Source organism: Streptomyces sp. NPDC000345 (genome assembly GCF_042898825.1).
GTDB lineage: Bacteria > Actinomycetota > Actinomycetes > Streptomycetales > Streptomycetaceae > Streptomyces.
In genome coordinates this window covers 178,908-199,292 of sequence record NZ_JBIAZE010000001.1, presented here as the reverse complement: position 1 = coordinate 199,292, position 20,385 = coordinate 178,908, and the positions used below count along the sequence as shown (strand labels likewise).

Sequence of the window (20,385 nt, the reverse complement as noted above, 5' to 3'; positions counted from 1 at the left end):
CCGATCACCGTTGTAATGCGCAGGCAATGTAGGTGACGGATAAAGGGCAGTGGAAGACCGCGTCCGCATGTCGATCGAGAAAAGCTACTCCGTGGGCCTCTTCAGCCGCGCCACGAACTTGTACCGGTCGCCCCGGTACACCGAGCGCACCCACTCCACGGGATGGCCCTCCTTGTCCAGCGAGTGGCGGGAGAGCATCAGCATGGGCAGGCCGACATCGGTGCCGAGCAGGCCCGCCTCGCGCGGGGTGGCCAGGGAGGTCTCGATGGTCTCCTCGGCCTCGGCGAGATGGACGTCGTAGACCTCGGCCAGCGCGGTGTACAGCGACGTGTACTTGGCCAGGGACCTGCGCAGCGCGGGGAAGCGCTTGGCCGAGAGGTGGGTGGTCTCGATGGCCATCGGCTCGCCGTTGGCCATGCGCAGCCGCTCGACGCGCAGCACCCGGCCGCCGGCGGTGATGTCGAGCAGGCCGGCGAGGGTGTCGTCGGCGGTGATGTAGCCGACGTCCAGCAGCTGGGAGGTGGGCTCCAGTCCCTGGGCGCGCATGTCCTCGGTGTACGAGGTGAGCTGCAGGGCCTGGGAGACCTTCGGCTTGGCGACGAACGTGCCCTTGCCCTGGATGCGTTCCAGGCGGCCTTCGACGACCAGTTCCTGGAGGGCCTGGCGGACGGTCGTGCGCGAGGTGTCGAACTCGGCCGCGAGGGTCCGCTCCGGCGGGACCGGGGTGCCCGGCGCCTGGGTCTCCGTCATGTCGAGCAGGTGCTTCTTCAGGCGGTAGTACTTGGGCACGCGCGCGGTACGGACGGTCGTCCCACCCTCGTTCTCCGCACTGCTGACGTCGGTGCTCATGGCCTGCCTTCCCGGCTCCGGATGCGGGTCACATCGTGGCACGGACACGGTGCTGAGTGCTCCGCTGTTCCGTGATCCCCTCTGTATACCGTCGCAACCTTTGCTGGTCTAGTCCATCCGGCAACTGGTCTACCGGAGCCACGCCCACCGCGGTCGATGTTTTCGACGGTTTCTTACTTAAAGGTTCCTGCATATGTAGCTCCCATAACGGCTGGTCAAAGGGGATTCGGCCACTCTTGACAGCCGTATTGGTCTGAGCCAAGCTCGGCGCACTGGTCTACACCATTGGTCCAGGTCCCGGTCTATGGGCGGGAGGTGTGGGCATCCCTGAGGAGGGTGGCGTGAAGCGCAAGCTGATAGCCGCGATCGGTATCGCGGGCATGATGGTCTCCATCGCGGCGTGCGGGGACGACAAGGGCAGCGGGGACTCGAAGGGCTCCGACGCCAAGGAACTGACGGTCTGGCTGACCGTCGACGCCCAGAACAACTGGCCCGAGCTGGTGAAGGCCGCCGACGCGGCGGTGCTGAAGAAGCACCCCGGCGTCAAGATCGACCACGAGTACTACGGCTGGCCCGACAAGAACGCCAAGCTCGACGCGGTCCTCGCCACCGACAAGGCCCCCGACGTCGTCGAGATGGGCAACACCGAGATGCTCGGTTACATGGTCAAGGGCGCCTTCGCCCCCCTCGACGCCGCGAAGTTCGACAACTCCTCCGCCTGGCTCGACGGCCTCAAGGCCTCGGTGACCTACGACGGCAAGACCTACGGCGTCCCGTACTACGCCGGCGGCCGCGTCGCCAACTGGCGCAAGGACGTCTTCGCCAAGGCCGGAGTGAAGTCCACGCCCAAGACGTACGCCGAACTGACCGCCGCCCTCGACAAGGTCCAGAAGAAGGAGGGCGACAAGTTCTCCGCCTGGTACCAGCCCACCCGTGACTGGTACGCGGCCATGTCCTTCGTCTACGACGCCGGCGGCTCCATCGCCGTCGAGTCGGGCGGCAAGTGGAAGGCCAACCTGTCCTCGGCCGAGTCCCTCAAGGGGCTCGAGGAGTTCAAGACGGTCGTCGACACGTACATGCACGGCGACAAGACCAAGGACGAGTCCGACCGGTACATCGTCTACGGCCAGGGCAAGTCCGGCATGATCTTCGCCCCCGCCTGGGAGGGCGCGACCGCCGCGGCCAAGGAGAACGACAAGACCGGCAAGCTCGCGGGCAACGTCGAGAACTTCGTGATGCCCGGCCCGTCCGGCAAGAACCTCCCGGTGTTCCTGGGCGGCTCCGACCTCGCCGTCCCGGTGAAGTCGGACGCGCAGGACCTCGCCGCCGAGTGGATCAACGCCTTCACCGGCCCCTCCGGGCAGAAGGGCCTGATGGCCAAGGGCAACCTGCCCAACAACAAGACCGACCTCGCGACCCTCAAGAACGACCCGGCGACGGCCGTCCCGGCCACCGCGGCCGAGTCCAACTGGTTCGTCCCGATGGCCCCCGGCTGGGGCCAGGTGGAGAAGGCCCAGGTCCTGCAGAACATGCTGCAGTCCATCGGCACCGGCAAGAAGTCGGTCGAGGAGGCCGCGAAGGAAGCGGACGCCGCGATCGACAAGGTCATCAACAACTCGTGACCTGACGGCGGCGCCCGGCCCGGTGCCGGGCGCCGCCTCCCGTACGACCCGTTCGGGGCTTCGCCTCCGTACGACCCGAGGGACCGCTGAGGAGCGCGCGGATGAGTGCCGCAGACACGACCACCCCTGCCAAGGTGCCGCCGAAGCGGCCGGCACCCCCACCTCCCGCTCCGGCGGGACCGTCACGGGCGAAGCGCGCGTCCGCCGGCACGCCGTGGCTGCTGCTCGCTCCCTGCCTGCTGGTCCTCGCCCTCGTCATGGGCTATCCGCTGGTCCGTCTGGTCACGCTCTCCTTCCAGAAGTTCGGGCAGTCCCAGCTGTGGGGCTTCCAGCCGGCCGAGTCGGTCGGGTTCGACAACTTCTCGGGCGTGCTGGCCGACGGCGAGTTCTGGCAGGTCGTGGTCCGCACGATCGTCTTCGCCGCGGGCTGCGTGATCCTCACGATGGTCCTCGGCATGCTCGTCGCCCTGCTGCTCCAGCGGGTCTCCGGCTGGGTGAAGACCCTCGTCAACATCGCCCTCGTCGCCAGCTGGGGCATGCCGGTCATCGTCGCCACCACGGTCTTCAAATGGCTGTTCGACTCCGACTACGGCATCCTCAACGCGGTCCTGAGCCGGCTGCCCGGCGTCGAGCTGATCGGCCACAACTGGTTCGCCAGCGGACCGCAGGGCCTGGCCGTCATCATGCTGCTGGTGATCTGGGGCGCGGTCCCCTTCGTGGTCATCACGCTCAGCGCCGGTCTCACCCAGGTCCCGGCCGAACTGGAGGAGGCCGCCCGCCTCGACGGCGCCGGCTCCTGGGGCGTCTTCCGGTACGTCACCCTGCCCGTCCTCAAGCCGGTCGTCGTGATGCTCACGACCCTGTCGGTCATCTGGGACATGGGCGTCTTCCCGCAGGTCTTCGTGATGCGCGGCGGGCACCCGGAGCCCGAGTTCCAGCTCCTGACGACGTACTCCTACGACCGCGCCTTCGTCGTCAACGACTACGGGCAGGGCTCGGCGATCGCCCTGATCACCGTGCTGCTCCTGCTGGGAGTGGTCGCCGTCTACATGCGCCAGATGCTGAAGATCGGAGACGTCGAATGAGCAGCATGAGCGGCGTGAGCGGCAAGGGCGCGCCCGCCGAGCCGCGCCGGAAGCCGAAGCTCGGCTGGAACCTCCTCGGCCTGCTCGTCTTCGCCGTCGCCGGTTTCCCCGTCTACTGGATGCTCAACACCGCGTTCAAACCGGCGAAGGACGCGATCGACCCGGACCCGAGCCTGCTGCCGACGGGCATCACGTTCTCCAACTTCAGCCGGGCGACGGACATCGCCGACTTCTGGGGCCCGGTCGGCCGGAGCCTGATCGTCTCCCTGGCGGTCGTCGCGATCGGCATCGTGGTCGGCACGCTGGCCGCCCTCGCCATCTCCCGGTTCGCCTTCCGCGGCCGCAAGATCGTGATCGTGGGCATCCTCGCGGTCCAGATGGTCCCGCTGGTCGCCATGATCATCCCGGTCTTCCTGCTCCTGAACGACCTGGACCAGTACGACCGGCTCTCGGGCCTGATCATCACGTACCTGACCTTCATCCTGCCCTTCACGGTGTGGACCCTGCGCGGCTTCATCGTCAACATCCCGAAGGAGCTGGAGGAGGCGGCGATGGTCGACGGCTGCAGCCGCACCGGCGCCTTCGTCCGGGTCGTCTTCCCGCTGCTGGCCCCCGGCATGGTCGCCACCTCGGTCTACGGCTTCATCCAGGCCTGGAACGAGTACCTGTACGCCCTGATGCTGCTCAGCCAGAAGAACCAGACCGCGACCGTGTGGCTCGGCAACTTCACCACCAAGCACGGCACCGAGTACGCCCCGATGATGGCCGGCGCCACGATGATGGCCGTCCCCGTCGTCGCCCTCTTCCTCCTCGTCCAGCGCAGGATGGCCGCGGGTCTGACCGCGGGCGCCGTGAAGGGATGACGCCCCCGATGACGACAATCGCCCATGGCACCGACACGCTGACCCGTGACGCGCTGACGGTCCTGCAGCCCGGCTTCACCGGCGTCACGGCCCCCGACTGGCTGCTGCGCCGCCTCGGTGAGGGCCTGGCCTCGGTCGGCCTGTTCGGCCGCAACATCACCTCCCCGGAGCAGCTCTCGGCCCTGACCGCGCAGTTGCGCGCGGAACGGGACGACGTCCTGGTCGCCATCGACGAGGAGGGCGGGGACGTCACCCGCCTGGAGGTGCGCACCGGCTCCAGCTTCCCCGGCAACCACGCGCTGGGCGCGGTGGACGACGTGGAGCTGACCCGGGACGTGGCGTACGCACTGGGCCGCCGGCTCGCGGAGTGCGGGGTCAACCTGAACTGGGCCCCGTCGGCGGACGTCAACTCCAATCCGGCGAACCCGGTCATCGGTGTCCGCTCCTTCGGAGCCGGCCCCCACCTGGTCGCCCGGCACACCGCCGCCTATGTCACCGGCCTCCAGGCGGCCGGCGTGGCGGCCTGCACCAAGCACTTCCCGGGCCACGGCGACACGGCCGTCGACTCCCACCACGCGCTCCCGCGCATCGACGTACCGGCCGAGGCCCTGGCGGAACGCGAACTGGTCCCCTTCCTCGCGGCCATCGGCGCCGGCACCCGGGCGATCATGAGCGCGCACATCCTGGTGCCCGCCCTGGACCCGATCCGCCCGGCAACGTTGTCCCGCCCCGTCCTGACGGACCTCCTGCGCCGCGACCTCGGCTACGAGGGCCTGATCGTCACCGACGGCATGGAGATGCAGGCCGTCGCCGCGACATACGGCATCGAGCGGGGCAGCGTCCTCGCGATCGCCGCCGGCGCGGACGCCATCTGCGTGGGCGGCGGCCTGTCCGACGACGCGACGGTACGACGCCTGCGCGACGCCCTGATCACGGCCGTCCGCACGGGCGAACTCCCGGAGGAACGCCTCGCGGACGCGGCGCGGCGGGTGCGCGCCCTGGCCCGCTGGACCGGCTCGGCTCCCGGGAGCACCGCCGAGCCCCGGCCGGACGTGGGCCTGCTGGCCGCCCGCCGCGCCCTGCGGGTCACCGGCGCGGACCCCTTCACCCCCCTCACCGACCCCCCTTACGTCGCCGCCCTCACCCCGGTGGCCAACATCGCCGTCGGCGACGAGACGCCGTGGGGTGTGGCGGCGGAGCTGGCGCGGCTGCTGCCCGGCACGCGCACGGGGAGCTTCAGCGGCGCGGACGCGGGGCGGGCGGCGCTGCTCGCGGCGGGGGAGCGGCGGATCGTCGCCGTGGTCCGCGACGAGCACCGGCACCCCTGGATGGCGGCGGCCCTGGACACGCTCCTGGCGGCCCGCCCCGACACACTCGTGGTCGAGATGGGCGTCCCCCAGGCGGTGCGACGCGGAGCCCTGCACATCGCGACGCACGGCGCGGCCCGCGTGTGCGGCCGGGCGGCGGCGGAGGTCATCGCGGGGGCGTGATCCCTCCCGCGGCGAAAGGCGCCGGCCCCTGGTGGGGGCCGGCGCCCTGGTGTTCGCACAGAAAGAAAAACCCGGCAGACGGGGCCCGTCTAAATCCCCTGCCACTCGGGCTTGTTGGCGAACGTGTGCCGGAAGTAGTCCGCGAGCTTCAGCTTGGACGCCGCCCCCTCGTCGACGACGACCGTCGCATGCGGATGCAACTGCAGCGCCGAGGCGGGGCACACCGCCGCGACGGGCCCCTCCACGGTCGCCGCCACCGCGTCCGCCTTGCCCTCCCCGGTGGCGAGCAGCACCAGATGGCGCGCCTCCAGGATGGTCCCGATCCCCTGGGTGATGACGTGATGCGGCACCTGCTCGATGTCCCCGTCGAAGAACCGCGCGTTGTCCACCCGGGTCTGCTCGGTCAACGTCTTGATCCGGGTCCGCGAGCGCAGCGACGAGCACGGCTCGTTGAAGCCGATGTGCCCGTCGGTGCCGATCCCGAGCAGCTGGAGGTCCACCCCGCCGGCCGCGGCCAGCGCCGCGTCGTACGCCGCGCACGCCGCCTGGATGTCCTCGGCCGTGCCGTCGGGCCCGAGGAAGGCGCCCATGCCGATGCCCAACGGTTCGAGGACCTCGCGCCGCAGCACCGAGCGGTAGGACTCGGGGTGCTCGGCGGGCAGTCCCACGTACTCGTCGAGCTGGGCGATCCGTGCCCGCGAGGTGTCCGCGTCACCGGCGCGCACCTTGGCCGCGAGCGCCTGGTAGACGGGCAGCGGGGTGGAGCCGGTGGCCACACCGAGCAGGGCGTCGGGCTTGCGTCGCAGGAGTGCCGCCATGGCCTCGGCGATCAGTTCGCCGCCCGAGCTGGCGTCCGGAACGATGACAACTTCCACGCTGGCCTGCCGTTCTGAGCTGAGTGGTTTAGACCAATCTAGCAGAGCTCCCCGAAATTGCCCCCCGCATCTCGGTCCGTGGAGGAACGCGCACAGGCTAGGCTGCGTCATGGACGGTGGGGCATGGACACACCTAGTGGTCTAGTCCACAATGGACCGTGAGAGAACAGCACGCGAAATCTTCCGTCTTCCCCGCACAGGAAGGCGGACCGAGGGTCCGGAGCTCTCTGCCCTGACTGCCCCGGCTCCTCACCTTCGGTCGACGGGACCGCACACCCCGCGGCCGATACAGCTCCGGGCTGCGGTGCCGGGAGGGTTGAGGGTCCCTCCCAGGCGCCGCGGCCCGCGGGTGTTTTTCGGACACTTCCCGCACCCCGGGTACGCTCGCAGACGTGCCCTCCATGAACGAACTCGTACGCCAGCACACCGCCCTCGACGACTCCGACCTCGAGTGGCTCCACCTGCTGGTCTCGGAGTGGCAGCTGCTCTCCGACCTCTCCTTCGCCGACCTGGTCCTGTGGGTGCCCACCAGCGACGGCACCCGCTATGTCTCGGTGGCCCAGATGCGGCCCAACACCGGCCCGACCTCCTACCAGGACGACATGGTCGGCCACCTGGTGCCGCGGGGCCGCCGTCCCCTGCTCGACGCCGCGCTCGACGAGGGCCGGATCGTGCGCGAGGGCGACCCGGAATGGCGTGAAGAGGTCCCCGTACGCGTCGAGTCCATCCCCGTACGGCGGGACGGCCGCGTCCTCGGAGTCATCGCCCGCAACACCAACCTGCTGACCGTGCGCACCCCGAGCCGCCTGGAGCTGACCTACCTCCAGAGCGCCTCCGACCTCGCGCAGATGATCGCGGCCGGCTCCTTCCCCTTCCCCAACCAGCAGATGGACATGGACGCCGCCCCGCGCGTGGGCGACGGCCTGATCCGGGTCGACGGCGACGGCATCGTCCAGTACGCCTCCCCGAACGCGCTCTCCGCCTACCACCGCCTCGGCCTCGCCTCCGACCTGGTCGGCCATCACCTCGGCGACACCACCGCCGAACTCGCCCCCACCCGGGGGCCGGTGGACGAGGCGCTGGCCAAGGTCGCCAGCGGCTGGGCGCCCCGTGAGTTCGAGATCGAGGCCAAGGACGGGGTCATCCAGTTCCGTACGATCCCGCTCAAGCCCAAGGGCACCCGCATCGGTTCGCTCGTCCTGCTCCGGGACGTCACCGAACTGCGCCGCCGCGAACGAGAATTGATCACCAAGGACGCCACCATCCGGGAGATCCACCACCGGGTGAAGAACAACCTCCAGACGGTCGCCGCCCTGCTGCGCCTGCAGGCCCGCCGCATCGAGTCCGAGCGCGGCCGGGAGGCCCTGGAGGAGGCGGTCCGCCGAGTGGGGTCGATCGCGATCGTGCACGAGACGCTGTCCCAGAACCTCGACGAGCGCGTGGAGTTCGACGAGATCGCCGACCGGGTGCTCGCGATGGTCGCGGAGATCTCGCCGGGCAAGGTGACCGGCCGGCGCAGCGGGCGCTTCGGCATCCTGGACGCGGAGGTCGCCACCCCGCTGTCCATGGTGCTCACCGAGATCCTCCAGAACGCCCTGGAGCACGGCTTCCGTGAGGGCGACACCGGCACGGTCGAGGTCTCGGCCGTCCGCGGCGGTACGACGAAGGAGGCCCGCCTCCTGGTCACCGTCCAGGACGACGGCGTCGGCCTGCCCGAGGGCTTCGACCCGCACACCTCGGGCAACCTCGGCCTGCAGATCGTACGGACGCTGGTGGAGGGCGAGTTGGGCGGCACCTTCGACATGGTCCCGGCACCGGAGCGCGGCACGCGGGTGATCCTGGACATCCCGGTGCGGGCCCAGAAGTAGGGCGGCCCCTCCCTCGGGGCCCGCACAGCAAGAAGCCCCGGACCGTTCAGGGGTCCGGGGCTCTGATGCTCGTTGCCAGCGATTAGCTGCGCATCGGGGGTACTGCGCGCTGCGGCTCGGGGGCGGGAGATGCGTACTCGCTGTACGCGCCGCCAAGCTCAGGCTGTGTGCGGGGCGGGTGTTGTCAGGCGGAGGCCTGACGGGCCCGGTTGCGGGCGGCGCGACGCTTCATGGCACGGCGCTCGTCCTCGCTGAGACCACCCCAGACGCCGGAGTCCTGGCCGGACTCGAGCGCCCACTGCAGACACTGCTCCATAACCGGGCAGCGACGGCAGACGGCCTTGGCTTCCTCGATCTGCAGCAGCGCAGGACCGGTGTTGCCGATGGGGAAGAACAGCTCGGGGTCTTCCTCGCGGCAAACGGCGTTGTGACGCCAGTCCATGGCTGCTACCTCTCCTTGGTATTACGTGCAGGTTGCTTGTGAATGTGAACGCTTTCACGAATCCCTCAACAAGTGAAGGGCCAACCCGCCAGGTTCGCTGGCGTGGTCCTGTGGATTGAAGAGGGGTTCTGGTGATCAGTGGAGGCCGGTGTTGCGGGCCGTCCCGATCGCCACGTAGAGACTCGCAAACCTCAGCGGCGGATACAACCCCTTCCGGAAAGTTTTTTTTGATTCCTCGGTGTCGACTAGGTCACAGCCGTACTTCCATGGGGTGGATCCTGGCCTAAACGTTCGAGTGAAAGGACTTCAGCCCTTTCTGCTCACACAATCACACGCAGTGCACGGCGTACGCCTGTGAACGTCACGCTCGTTCGCAGCCCCAGGTGGTCGCCGTCCATCTGGAGGGGCAGAGGGACCTTCGAATGCAAGGTGAAGCGGTCCAGGTCGTGGAACGAGTGGGCATGCCTGCCATGCGGTCCCCGCTCGGGGGACGAAGTGAGCAACTGGGTGCCATACCGGGCAACCGAGGCGGTGGACAGACGGCTGAGACCGAGTACGTCGAGCCCGGTATCGAACGAGGCCTTAGGTGACGCGTACACCGGGCGATTGCCCAGATAGGTCCACGGAGCCGTGTTGCAGACTATGGACAGCACCAAATCGGTCACCGGCTCGGCGTCCGGCTGTTCCAGTGTGATCGAACCGCGCCGGCGGTCCGGCTCGCCCAGCAGCTGACGCACGGCCTGCATGAGATAGAGGGCGTGGGTGGATTTCCTGCCCCGCTCCCGCTGCTGTTCGACCCGCCCGACGACCCCCGCGTCGAAGCCGAGTCCGGCGTTGAAGGTGAACCAGCGCGAGGGCACCGCCTCGTCCTCCGTGCCCGGGGTGCCGGAGGCCATACCCAGGCCGACCGTGCGCTCGCGCTCCTCGCGCAGCGCGTCCAGCAGGGCGCCGGTGGCCTCCACCGGGTCGTTGGGCAGCCCCAGGGCCCGGGCGAAGACATTGGTGGAGCCGCCGGGGACAACCGCGAGGCCGGGCAGCCGCTCCGGGTCGGGGCCCGCGTGCAGCAGGCCGTTGACCACCTCGTTGACCGTGCCGTCGCCGCCGAGGGCCACCACCAGGTCGGTGTTCCCGCTCTCCGCGGCCTGCCGGCCGAGGTCGCGTGCGTGCCCCCGGTACTCGGTGGTGACCGCCTCCAGCTTCATCTCGCTGGCGAGCGCGTGGATGAGGACGTCGCGCGTCCGTGCACTCGTAGTGGTTGCTGCCGGGTTGACCACGAGAAGTGCACGCATGGGTTGCAGCGTACCTACTGGGTGGTACCCGGGCACAGGCCGAGTTAGGGATCCGGTAAGAGAGCGGGGGTGAGCCTCGACACGAGCCCCCACGGGGGCGGGGCTACCCTTCAGGGGTGAGCAGTGAGCAGAGCCCCCTCGCCCCGGAAACCACCCCGGACAGCGCTGGTCCGCGCCCGCGCCGGGTGACGTACGCCGCCGCGCTGGCCGGTCTGGAGGGGCTGGCGCTCGTGGCCGGCGGGGTGTGGATCCTCGTGCTGGGCCTCGCCGGAGACCCGGACGACCGTCAGCAGGCCGTCACCGGGGGCGTGACCCTGATCGTGCTCGCCCTGCTGCCGCTGCTCGCCGCGCGCGGTCTGCTCGCCCTGCGCGGCTGGAGCCGGGGTCCCGCCGTGATCACGCAGATCATGGCCCTTCCGGTGGCCTACAACCTGCTGCAGGCCGACAGCATGGCCATCCCGGCCGGCATCGCCCTCGCGGTCGTCGCCGTCGCCGCGCTCGTACTGCTCGTCAACGGGGAGACGACCCGGGCCCTCGGGATCCGCGGGCCCGGCAACGCGGCCAAGTAGCCCAGGGGCTCACTCCTCGACCAGCAGCTTCTCCCGCAGCTGAGCCAGCGTCCGCGCCAGCAGCCGGGACACGTGCATCTGCGAGATCCCGACCTCCTGTGCGATCTGCGACTGGGTCATGTTGCCGAAGAACCGCAGCAGCAGGATCCGCTTCTCGCGCGGCGGGAGATCCTCCAGGAGCGGCTTGAGCGACTCCCGGTACTCGACGCCCTCCAGCGCCTCGTCCTCCGCGCCGAGGGTGTCGGCGACCGCCGGGGACTCGTCGTCGGTGTCGGGGACGTCCAGCGACAGGGTGGAGTACGCGTTCGCGGACTCCAGGCCCTCCAGGACCTCCTCCTCCGAGATGGCCAGCTTCTCGGCCAGCTCGTGGACGGTGGGGGAGCGGCCGTGCTGCTGCGAAAGCTCCGCCGTCGCCGTGGTCAGCGCGAGACGCAGCTCCTGGAGCCTGCGCGGGACGCGCACCGCCCAGCCCTTGTCACGGAAGTGCCGCTTGATCTCGCCGACCACCGTCGGGGTCGCGTACGTCGAGAACTCGACGCCGCGGTCCGGGTCGAAGCGGTCGACCGACTTGATCAGGCCGATGGTGGCGACCTGGGTGAGGTCGTCCAGCGGCTCGCCGCGGTTGCGGAAGCGCCGCGCCAGGTGCTCGACGAGCGGCAGGTGCATACGGACCAGCTGGTTGCGCAGCTCCGCGTACTCGGGGCTGCCGTCCTTCAGGCGGCGCAGCTCGACGAACATCGCCCGCGCCCCGCTGCGGTCCCCTTCGTCACGGGGTCCGTGCTGGGTACGGGGTTCTTGCCGCGTGCCCGGCACGCCCTGTTCTTCGTCTCGCTCGTGCTCGCTCATCGTCCCGCCCGTCGCCCTCTGTCGAGCCCTGTCCTCAGCCCGGCCGGGGGAGCCCCCGATCCGCCCCTCGCGGGGCGGGTCCTGCACGGCATCCGGATCCCGGCGCCCGGTGTCGTCCTCCGGATGAGGCCGGGCCTGCTCGGGAATGCCGTCGATGCCGTCCGCCGTCATGCGTCGGGAACCGCCCGGAGAGACTGGATCGTTCTCGGCCGGCAGCTCCCGTGTGCCGCGCTCTTCGTCCCGCACCGGCCCGTCCCCGTTCCTCACGCCGGCCCGGGTCCCGCGCCGCGCTGTTTGTAGAGGCTGATCGAAACGGTCTTGTCCTCGTCGACGGCGGAGGAGACCTTGCCCGCCAGGGCGGACAGCACGGTCCAGGCGAAGGTGTCCCGCGAGGGGGCGTGGCCGTCGGTGGTCGGCGCCGAGACGGTGACCTCGAGCGAGTCGTCGACGAGCCGGAACACACAACTGAGCACCGAGCCGGGCACGGCCTGCTGAAGCAGGATCGCGCAGGCCTCGTCCACCGCGATGCGCAGGTCCTCGATCTCGTCCAGGGTGAAGTCCAAACGGGCCGCGAGGCCGGCCGTGGCCGTCCGCAGCACCGACAGGTAGGCACCCGCAGCCGGCAGCCGGACTTCCACGAAGTCCTGGGTCGCGGGCTCGCCTGCGATCTGGGACACCCTCACCTCCAAGGTGGTACAAGCTTTTCGGGGCCGAGGGTCGCCCCCCGGGGTAACGCGTGGGTGGTGCAGCGGTGACGCTATCGCGCTCCCAAGTTTCCTGTCCCCGGGACCCCAACCCCCTGGCGTCACTCACAGTAAACCTGTGAACACGCTCCGTGTCTAGGGGTCTGCGGACCCAAAAGGGAAGAGGGCGCGCCGGGTTGACGTACCCAGGCGTCAGATGGTCGAACCGTACCCGCCGGACGGCAGGACCGTCTCGGAAGTACAACGGCCGGACCTCTTCAGAAGTTCACGTCCTGACCGCCTCCGATGCTCAAACGAGGACATGATCGACGAAGCACCAGCGCCAGTTCTCCCCGGGCTCGAAGGTCCGCATCACGGGATGGCCGGTCTCCTTGTGGTGCTCCGACGCGTGCCGGCTGGGCGAGGAGTCGCAGCAGCCGACGTGGCCGCACGTCAGGCACAGCCGCAACTGCACCGGGTGGGTGCCGTCCCGCAGGCACTCCGGACACGTCTCGCCGAGCGGGACGGGTTCGGGGTGGGGCAGCGCGTCGGCGTGCGTGCACTGTTTCATGATTGCCAGATTACGACGCTCGCGCGGACGACCGCGCGGAAAAACGAGGCGGGCAGGACATGGACGTGATGCCACTGCTGTTGCTGGTGGCGGGCAGCGCGGCGGTCGCGGCGGCGGCCCGGCGCACCCCGGTACCGGCGCCCCTGCTGCTGGTCGCGGTCGGACTGGCGGTGTCGTACGTGCCCGGCGTCCCGGACTACACCCTGGATCCGGACGTCGTCCTCCCGCTGCTGCTGCCCCCGCTGCTGTACACCTCGGCCACCGACAGCTCCTACCTCGACCTGCGCGCCCAGCTGCGGCCGGTGGCGCTGCTGTCGGTCGGATACGTGCTGTTCGCGACGGTCGCCGTCGGCTGGGCCGCCTACCTGCTCGTCCCCGGGCTGCCGCTGACCGCGGCGCTGGTGCTGGGCGCGGTCGTGGCGCCGCCGGACGCGGTCGCGGCGACGGCGGTGGCGCGCCGGGTCGGCCTGCCGTCGAGGATCACCACGATCCTCCAGGGTGAGTCCCTGCTCAACGACGCCACCGCCATCACCGCCTACAAGGTGGCCCTCGCGGTCGTGGTCGGCGAGGGCGCGTCCTGGGCGGGCGGCATCGAGGAGTTCCTGGTGGCGGCGGTCGGCGGGGTCGCCGCGGGGCTGATCCTCATGGCTCCGCTGCACTGGCTGCGCACCCACCTGAAGGAACCCCTTCTGCAGAACACGCTCTCCCTGCTCATCCCGTTCGTCGCGTACGCGTCCGCCGAGCAGTTCCACGCCTCCGGCGTCCTCGCCGTGGTCGTCGTCGCGCTCTACCTCGGCCACCGCGCGTGGGAGGTCGACTTCGCCACCCGCCTCCAGGAGGACGCGGTGTGGAAGATGGTCGCCTTCGTCCTGGAGTCGGCGGTCTTCGCGCTGATCGGCCTGCAGCTGCCGGTGGTCCTCAGGGGCCTCGGTTCGTACGAGGGCCTGGACGCCGCCTGGTACGCGTTCGCCCTGTTCCTCGTCGTCGTCGCGGCCCGCTTCCTGTGGGTCTACCCGGCCACCTTCCTGCCCCGGGCGCTCTCGGCACGCATCCGCGAGCGGGAGCAGAACCCGACCTGGCGGGGCCCCTTCGTCATCGCCTGGGCCGGCATGCGGGGCGTGGTCTCGCTGGCCATCGCCTTCTCCATCCCCCTCACCGTGGAGCACGGCGAGTCCTTCCCGCACCGCAACCTGATCCTGTTCCTGACGTTCACCACGGTCATCGGCACCCTGGTGGTGCAGGGCCTGACCCTGCCCCCGCTGATCCGCATGCTGAAATTCCCCGCGCCCGACGCGCAGGCCGCCACGCTCGCCGAGGCCAACGCCCAGGCCCAGGCCTCCCGGGTCGCCGAGGAGCGCCTGGACGCCCTGCTCGCCGACGAGCGCAACGCCCTGCCCCCGCCGCTCGCCGACCGCCTGCGCGACGTCCTCGAGCGCCGCCGCAACGCCGTCTGGGAGCGCCTCGGCCAGGTCAACCCGGTCACCGGGGAGACCGTCGACGACACCTACCGGCGGCTGTCCCGCGAGATGATCAGCGCCGAGCGCGCGATGTTCGTACGGCTGCGCGACGGCCGCTACATCGACGACGAGATGCTGCGGACGCTGCTGCGCCGGCTGGACCTGGAGGAGGCGGCGGCCTACCGGGAGACGGCCTGACGGCGGTCACGGAAAGCGGCGGTCACGGAAAGGGGCGTCCCGTGACGACCGCCGCCACCGTCGTCCCGCGCGGGAAGGCACCCTCCTCGGCGAGGGTGACGAGTCCGTAGAGCAATTTGGCGACATAGAGACGTTCGACCGGAACGCCGTGCCGTCGCTCGAAATCCTCCGCGAAGGCGTCGAGTTCCGGGGTGATCCGTCCGTAGCCGCCGAAGTGGAAGCGCTCGTCGAGCCGCCACGCGACCGTGGGAGCGCCGAAAGCCTCGGTCTGCAGCGCCCGTACGACGTCCCCCAGGAAGCCGCCCCTGAGGACCGGTATGCCCAGGGCCCGCTGTCCCGGGCCCAGCCCCGCGGCCAGGCCGGCAAGGGTGCCGCCGGTGCCGCAGGCGAGGGCGGCCACGTCGACTCCGCCGTGGTCGCGCAGTTCCTCGCCGAGGGCCCGGCAGCCGCGGACCGCGAGCGCGTTGCTGCCGCCCTCCGGGACGACGTACGCGTCGCCGGCGCCGGCCGCCGCCGAGAGCCGGCGCAGCGTGTCCGGCTCGGCCTTGCGGCGGTAGGCGGAGCGGTCCACGAAGTGCAGGCGCATGCCGTCGGCGACGCACCGGGCGAGGGAGGGGTTCAGGGGACGGCCGGCCAGCTCGTCCCCGCGCACCACGCCCACCGTGGCCAGCCCCAGGAGCCGGCCGGCCGCGGCCGTGGCGCGCAGGTGGTTGGAGTAGGCGCCGCCGAAGGTGAGGACCGTCCGCCCGGCCGCCGCCTCCAGGTTGGGCACCAGCTTGCGCCACTTGTTGCCGGTCAGCTCCGGGTGGATCAGGTCGTCCCGTTTCAGCAGCAGCCGTACGCCGTGCCGCTCGAACCGGTCGTCGGCCGCCTCCTGGAGAGGGGAGGGCAGGCGGGGGCGCAGGTCGTTCACCCGCCCATTGTCGAACACCGTTACGGATGCGGCCCGCTTCCCAGGGCCACGATGATCCATTCCCGCTCTTTCGTGTAATAGCACGAGCACACACCGTGATGGAAGGCTGGTCCGCGTACCGGTGCACCGGCGGTTCGGCGCCCGTGCATGATTTGGGAGGGCATCACTCATGTCGGTAGGCGAAGAGGTCCGCACCGAGTCGGGCAAGCCGCAGCAGAGTCTCGGCACCGCGGCCGCGCGGAACCTGGCCACCACGACCAAGTCCGCACCGCAGATGCAGGAGATCAGCTCCCGCTGGCTGCTGCGGAACCTGCCCTGGGTGGACGTGCAGGGCGGTACGTACCGGGTCAACAGGCGGCTGACGTACGCGGTGGGCGACGGCCGCATCACGTTCGTCAAGACCGGCGACCGCGTCGAGGTGATCCCGGCCGAGCTGGGCGAACTGCCGGCGCTGCGCGGCTACGAGGACGAGGAGGTGCTGTCGGAGCTCGCCCAGCGCTGCCGGCAGCGGGAGTTCGGCCCCGGCCAGGTCATCGCCTCCTTCGGCAACCAGACCGACGAGGTCTACCTGCTGGCGCACGGCCGCGTCGAGAAGGTCGGCACCGGACCCTACGGCGACGACCAGGTGCTCGGCGTCCTCGCGGACGGCGCCTACTTCGGCGACCAGGCACTGCTCGACGCCGACGCCATCTGGGAGTACACCGCCCGCGCCGACACCACCTGCACCGTGCTGATCCTGGCCCGCCAGGACCTCGAACAGGTCGCGGAGCGGGCCGGCTCCCTGCGCGCCCACCTGCAGCGGCTGCGCGCGATCCCCGAGCAGCGCACCAACAAGTACGGCGAGAAGGCCGTCGATCTGTCCGCGGGCCACGCCGGTGAGCCGGACATCCCGCACACGTTCGTGGACTACGACGCCTCCCCGCGCGAGTACGAACTGAGCATCGCCCAGACCGTCCTGCGCATCCACACCCGCGTGGCCGACCTCTACAACCAGCCCATGAACCAGACCGAGCAGCAGCTGCGGCTCACGGTCGAGGCGATCAAGGAGCGCCAGGAGCACGAGCTGGTCAACAACCGGGAGTTCGGCCTGCTCCACAACTGCGAGTACGACCAGCGGCTCCAGCCGCACGACGGCGTGCCCGGCCCCGACGACCTGGACGAGCTGCTCAGCAGGCGGCGCGGCACGAAGATGCTGCTCGCCCATCCGCGCGCGATCTCCGCGATCGGCCGCGAGCTGAACAGGCGCGGGCTGGTGCCCGAGACGATCGACGTCGGCGGCAACCGGATCCCCACCTGGCGTGGGGTGCCGATCTACCCCTGCAACAAGATCCCGGTCACGGAGGCCCGTACCAGCTCGATCATCGCGATGCGTCTCGGCGAGCAGGACCAGGGTGTCATCGGCCTGCGCCAGTCCGGCATCCCGGACGAGATCGAGCCGAGCCTGTCGGTGCGGTTCATGGGCATCAACGAACAGGCGATCATCAAGTACCTGGTGACGGCCTACTACTCGGCGGCGGTTCTGGTGCCGGACGCGCTGGGCGTGCTGGAGAACGTCGAGATCGGCCGCTGGCGGTGACCTCCGCCACCAGGCCGAACGGGACGCGCGACGGGCGAAGCCCGATCGGGAGGCAGGCGTACAGCCCGCAGGAGAGCCTCGGGGAGAGCCCGGGGGAGAGCGGGGGGCGGACCGGGCCGGCGGCCTCCGACGAGCAGGAGGCGACGGCGATCCTGGAGCGGGCCAGGGCGGCGGTCGATCCGGCACTGCGCGCGGCCGTGGACTCGTTGCCCCGCTCGATGCGCCGGATCACGCGCTACCACTTCGGCTGGGAACACGCCGACGGCACCCCGGCCGCGGGGAACGCCGGCAAGGCGATCCGTCCCGCGCTCGTCCTCGCCGCGGCCGCCGCACTCGGCGGTCCGGCGGCCCGGGCGGCGGCCGTCCGGGCCGCCGCGGCGGTCGAACTGGTCCACAACTTCACGCTGCTGCACGACGACGTGATGGACCGGGACGCCACCCGCAGGCACCGCCCCACCGCCTGGACCGTGTTCGGCGACGCCGACGCCATCCTCGCCGGGGACGCCCTGCAGGCGCGGGCCCTCGGCCTGCTCGCCGAGGACCCGCACCCGGCGGCCGCGGCGGCCGCCGCCCGGCTCGCGGCCTGTGTGGTGGAGCTCTGTGAGGGCCAGCAGGCGGACACGGCCCTGGAGCGGCGCGGCCCCACCGAGGTCACCCTGGAGGAGGTGCTCGCCATGGCCGAGGCCAAGACGGGCGCGCTGATCGGGTGCGCCTGCGCGGTGGGCGCGCTGTACGCGGGGGCGGCGCGGGAGGACGTGGACGCGCTGGACGCGTTCGGCCGTGAGGCCGGGCTCGCCTTCCAGCTCATCGACGACGTCATCGGCATATGGGGCGATCCGCGGCACACCGGCAAGCCGGTCGGTGCGGATCTCGCCGCCCGCAAGAAGTCCCTGCCGGTGGTCGCCGCCCTGGTCTCGGGCACCCCGGCCGCCGGGGAACTGGCCGGGCTGTACGCGCGGCCCGCCCTGCCCGAGGACCTGGACCGCACCGCGCTGGCGGTGGAGCGGGCCGGCGGTCGCGCCTGGGCCCAGGACCAGGCGGCCGACCGGATGTCCCGCGCGATGGACGAACTGGCCCGGGCGATCCCGGACCCGGAGTCCGCGGGCGGCCTGCTGTCCCTGGCGGAGTTCGTGACCCGGCGCAGCGCCTAGCCGGCGCGTCTCCGGCGGATCCGCCGGACGCGCGCGGGGCCCGCCCGCCGCGCACCAGGAGACCCCGGTGGGCCCCGCACCTCCCCACGGCGTGCGGGGCCCACCGGTGTGCGAGGGCCGGCGGGTGGCGCCGTCAGGAATCCTCCGGCACCACCGTCGCCACGATCCGTTCCACCAGACCCTCCGGGACCCCCACCCCCGGCAGCGCGCCGTCCAGGACGCCCGGCAGCGTCAGATGCTCCAGGATCAGGCCGAGCATGGCGAGGTAGAGCACGACGACGGTCTCGTCGCCGCCGGGCAGCCCGGCCGCCCGGTGGAACTCCATGCCCTGGTCGAGGTCGCCGCGCACCGAGGTGGTGAACGACGCGCGCAGTTCGGGCCGCCGGGTCGCCTCGAGGCGCATCTCCAGCAGGGCCAGATAGCCGGCCCGGTCGCCGGTCGCGCGGCTCATCAGGTCGTGCATGAACGCCGTGACCAGGGAGCGGTCGCGGGGCCTGCGCATCAGTGCGGCGAGCACCTCGGGGTCGGGGGCCAGCCGGACGTGCAGCCGGGCGTCGATCTGCCGCAGCAGGTCGTCGCGACCGGTGAAGTAGTTGGAGGCGGTGCCCGTGGGCACGCCCGCCGCGGTGTCCACCGCCCGGAACGTCAGACCGCGCGCCCCCTCCCGGGCGAGCACCTCGACGCCCGCGTCCACCAGGGCCGCACGGCGTTCCGGATTGCCGGCCATGCGGAACCTCCTCTCCCGCTTGTGCCTGTTCCGGGCAGCGCCGGATATCCCTTGCAACCACTACACATGAAGTACTACAACTGGAGTGGTTCGGCGCCCAGCCTACGGAAAGAGGCCCACTTGCGAAAGCTCACCTACTTCGTCGCCTGTTCGCTCGACGGCTTCATCGGGGACGAGACCGGCGACGCCACAGCGCTCATGACGTACGTCGACGAGGAGCTCCTCGGCTTCCTCACGACGGAGTATCCGGAGACCCTGCCCACCCACGGCCGCCGGGCGCTCGGCCTCGGCGACCCGGAGAACCGGCGGTTCGACACGATCATCCAGGGCCGGGCCAGCTACGACCTCGCGCTGAAGGAGGGTGTCACCAGCCCCTACGCCCATCTGCGCCAGTACGTCGCCTCGCGCACCCTCGCCGAGTCGCCGGACCCGGACGTCGAGATCATCGCGGACGGTCTGCTCGACAGGGTCCGCGCCCTGAAGGCGGAGGACGGCGAGCTCGGCATCTACCTGTGCGGCGGTTCGCGGCTCGCGGGCGAGCTGTTCGACGAGATCGACGAGCTCGTGATCAAGACGTACCCGGTCGTCTACGGCAGGGGCATGCCCATGTTCGCCACCGGGTTCCCCGTCGCCGGCTTCGGCCTGGAGTCCGTCCGCACCCTCACCAACGGAGTCCTCGTCCGCACCTACGCACGCAGGCGGTGACGGCCCTACCCTGAGGACATGGACAGAGAACAACGCGTCTGTCCGGTCTGCGGGCAGCCCGTACAGTCCGTCGTCCGGCGGCACAAGACCCTGGGTGCCTGGGTCCCGCGCTGGGGACCCGGCCCGTGCCACAACCCCGAGTGCGAGGCGTACGTCGAGGAGGGCACCCACTTCCGTCATCAGGAGGAGGAGCCCGACGCCCCCGCCGAGCAGACCGGCTAGCTTGACCCGCATGACCGAACCCGTTCCGTACGTCCTCCACCTCACCGAACGCGCGCTCTGGGCGGCGGCCCGCGCGGAGGGCGCCTACACATGGTCCACCCGTGGCCGCACCCTCGCGGAGGAGGGCTTCATCCACTGCTCCACCCGCGCCCAGCTCCCCGCGGTCGCCGCCTTCCTCTACGGCTCCTACGACGGCCCCGACGAGCTGGTGGTGCTGGTCGTGGACCCGGCCCGGCTGGACGTCCCGCTGAGGTACGAGGCCCCGGAACCCGGCGGCGAGGAGTTCCCGCACGTGTACGGGCCGATACCGGTGGCCGCGGTGGTGGACGTGGAGCCGTGGACCTGACCGCGCCCGCCTGAGCGACGGCGTCCGGACACCCGGCC

At 70.9% G+C, this 20,385-nt stretch carries 21 protein-coding genes; 12 read left to right on the top strand and 9 right to left on the bottom strand.

Going from position 1 to position 20,385, the window contains the following annotated elements; all coding sequences use genetic code 11:
* Positions 1-84: 84 nt before the first annotated feature.
* A complete protein-coding gene (locus ACFY30_RS00935; protein WP_390843073.1) occupies positions 85-849 on the bottom strand; it encodes a GntR family transcriptional regulator in 765 nt (254 codons plus the stop codon).
* Positions 850-1,190: 341 nt separating this feature from the next.
* Between ACFY30_RS00935 and ACFY30_RS00930 the strand changes: the two genes are divergently transcribed.
* The 4 genes from ACFY30_RS00930 (at position 1,191) to ACFY30_RS00915 (ending at position 5,909) form a co-directional block, all read left to right on the top strand.
* Positions 1,191-2,471: an extracellular solute-binding protein gene (locus ACFY30_RS00930; RefSeq protein WP_390843072.1), complete on the top strand. Its 1,281-nt coding sequence runs from the start codon at positions 1,191-1,193 to the stop codon at positions 2,469-2,471.
* A 101-nt stretch (positions 2,472-2,572) separates the two neighbouring features.
* A complete protein-coding gene (locus tag ACFY30_RS00925) occupies positions 2,573-3,556 on the top strand; it encodes a carbohydrate ABC transporter permease (protein ID WP_390843071.1) in 984 nt (327 codons plus the stop codon).
* A complete protein-coding gene (locus ACFY30_RS00920) occupies positions 3,553-4,419 on the top strand; it encodes a carbohydrate ABC transporter permease (protein ID WP_390843070.1) in 867 nt (288 codons plus the stop codon). The genes ACFY30_RS00925 and ACFY30_RS00920 overlap by 4 nt, the downstream gene beginning before the upstream one ends.
* A gap of 8 nt (positions 4,420-4,427) precedes the next feature.
* Positions 4,428-5,909, top strand: coding sequence for a glycoside hydrolase family 3 protein (locus ACFY30_RS00915; RefSeq protein ID WP_390843069.1), 1,482 nt, complete (start codon positions 4,428-4,430; stop codon positions 5,907-5,909).
* An 89-nt stretch (positions 5,910-5,998) separates the two neighbouring features.
* Here the strand turns inward: ACFY30_RS00915 and nagB are convergent, their stop codons facing one another.
* Positions 5,999-6,784: a glucosamine-6-phosphate deaminase gene (nagB, locus tag ACFY30_RS00910; RefSeq protein WP_390843067.1), complete on the bottom strand. Its 786-nt coding sequence runs from the start codon at positions 6,782-6,784 to the stop codon at positions 5,999-6,001.
* 392 nt (positions 6,785-7,176) lie between these two features.
* On the opposite strand from nagB, the gene ACFY30_RS00905 reads away from it, so the two are divergent.
* Positions 7,177-8,652, top strand: coding sequence for a sensor histidine kinase (locus tag ACFY30_RS00905; protein WP_390843066.1), 1,476 nt, complete (start codon positions 7,177-7,179; stop codon positions 8,650-8,652).
* Positions 8,653-8,836: 184 nt separating this feature from the next.
* Here the strand turns inward: ACFY30_RS00905 and ACFY30_RS00900 are convergent, their stop codons facing one another.
* Both ACFY30_RS00900 and ACFY30_RS00895 read right to left on the bottom strand, forming a co-directional pair.
* Positions 8,837-9,094: a WhiB family transcriptional regulator gene (locus ACFY30_RS00900; RefSeq protein ID WP_016639615.1), complete on the bottom strand. Its 258-nt coding sequence runs from the start codon at positions 9,092-9,094 to the stop codon at positions 8,837-8,839.
* Positions 9,095-9,414: 320 nt separating this feature from the next.
* Complete coding sequence (locus ACFY30_RS00895; protein ID WP_390843065.1) at positions 9,415-10,383, bottom strand: diacylglycerol/lipid kinase family protein; 969 nt, start codon at positions 10,381-10,383, stop codon at positions 9,415-9,417.
* Positions 10,384-10,499: 116 nt separating this feature from the next.
* Between ACFY30_RS00895 and ACFY30_RS00890 the strand changes: the two genes are divergently transcribed.
* A complete protein-coding gene (locus ACFY30_RS00890) occupies positions 10,500-10,952 on the top strand; it encodes a hypothetical protein (RefSeq protein ID WP_390843064.1) in 453 nt (150 codons plus the stop codon).
* Positions 10,953-10,961: 9 nt separating this feature from the next.
* Here the strand turns inward: ACFY30_RS00890 and ACFY30_RS00885 are convergent, their stop codons facing one another.
* The 3 genes from ACFY30_RS00885 to ACFY30_RS00875 all read right to left on the bottom strand — a co-directional run bounded on the left by ACFY30_RS00885 (position 10,962) and on the right by ACFY30_RS00875 (position 13,052).
* Entirely contained in the window at positions 10,962-12,044 is a 1,083-nt protein-coding gene (locus ACFY30_RS00885; RefSeq protein ID WP_390843063.1) for an RNA polymerase sigma factor SigF, read from the bottom strand.
* Positions 12,045-12,061: 17 nt separating this feature from the next.
* Positions 12,062-12,475 (bottom strand): anti-sigma regulatory factor, encoded by a 414-nt coding sequence (locus ACFY30_RS00880; RefSeq protein ID WP_004925829.1) that lies wholly within the window; start codon positions 12,473-12,475, stop codon positions 12,062-12,064.
* A 316-nt stretch (positions 12,476-12,791) separates the two neighbouring features.
* Entirely contained in the window at positions 12,792-13,052 is a 261-nt protein-coding gene (locus tag ACFY30_RS00875) for a UBP-type zinc finger domain-containing protein (protein WP_390661106.1), read from the bottom strand.
* Between the two features lie 59 nt (positions 13,053-13,111).
* Between ACFY30_RS00875 and ACFY30_RS00870 the strand changes: the two genes are divergently transcribed.
* Positions 13,112-14,707: a Na+/H+ antiporter gene (locus tag ACFY30_RS00870; RefSeq protein WP_390843062.1), complete on the top strand. Its 1,596-nt coding sequence runs from the start codon at positions 13,112-13,114 to the stop codon at positions 14,705-14,707.
* A 22-nt stretch (positions 14,708-14,729) separates the two neighbouring features.
* On the opposite strand, the gene ACFY30_RS00865 is transcribed toward ACFY30_RS00870, so the two are convergent.
* Complete coding sequence (locus ACFY30_RS00865; RefSeq protein WP_390843061.1) at positions 14,730-15,680, bottom strand: 1-aminocyclopropane-1-carboxylate deaminase/D-cysteine desulfhydrase; 951 nt, start codon at positions 15,678-15,680, stop codon at positions 14,730-14,732.
* A 109-nt stretch (positions 15,681-15,789) separates the two neighbouring features.
* Here ACFY30_RS00865 and ACFY30_RS00860 point away from each other — a divergent pair, with 109 nt between their 5' ends.
* Positions 15,790-17,196: a family 2B encapsulin nanocompartment shell protein gene (locus ACFY30_RS00860; RefSeq protein WP_390843060.1), complete on the top strand. Its 1,407-nt coding sequence runs from the start codon at positions 15,790-15,792 to the stop codon at positions 17,194-17,196.
* Entirely contained in the window at positions 17,193-18,347 is a 1,155-nt protein-coding gene (locus ACFY30_RS00855) for a family 2 encapsulin nanocompartment cargo protein polyprenyl transferase (RefSeq protein WP_390843059.1), read from the top strand. The genes ACFY30_RS00860 and ACFY30_RS00855 overlap by 4 nt, the downstream gene beginning before the upstream one ends.
* A 133-nt stretch (positions 18,348-18,480) precedes the next feature.
* On the opposite strand, the gene ACFY30_RS00850 is transcribed toward ACFY30_RS00855, so the two are convergent.
* Positions 18,481-19,074 (bottom strand): TetR/AcrR family transcriptional regulator, encoded by a 594-nt coding sequence (locus ACFY30_RS00850; protein WP_390843058.1) that lies wholly within the window; start codon positions 19,072-19,074, stop codon positions 18,481-18,483.
* A 120-nt stretch (positions 19,075-19,194) separates the two neighbouring features.
* On the opposite strand from ACFY30_RS00850, the gene ACFY30_RS00845 reads away from it, so the two are divergent.
* Genes ACFY30_RS00845 through ACFY30_RS00835 form a run of 3 tightly spaced genes read left to right on the top strand, consistent with a single transcriptional unit; the run spans position 19,195 to position 20,347 of the window.
* Positions 19,195-19,779, top strand: coding sequence for a dihydrofolate reductase family protein (locus ACFY30_RS00845; protein WP_390843057.1), 585 nt, complete (start codon positions 19,195-19,197; stop codon positions 19,777-19,779).
* An 18-nt stretch (positions 19,780-19,797) separates the two neighbouring features.
* Positions 19,798-20,001, top strand: coding sequence for a hypothetical protein (locus tag ACFY30_RS00840; RefSeq protein WP_390843056.1), 204 nt, complete (start codon positions 19,798-19,800; stop codon positions 19,999-20,001).
* A 10-nt stretch (positions 20,002-20,011) separates the two neighbouring features.
* Positions 20,012-20,347, top strand: coding sequence for a DUF952 domain-containing protein (locus ACFY30_RS00835; protein ID WP_390843055.1), 336 nt, complete (start codon positions 20,012-20,014; stop codon positions 20,345-20,347).
* The last annotated feature ends 38 nt before the right edge of the window (positions 20,348-20,385 follow it).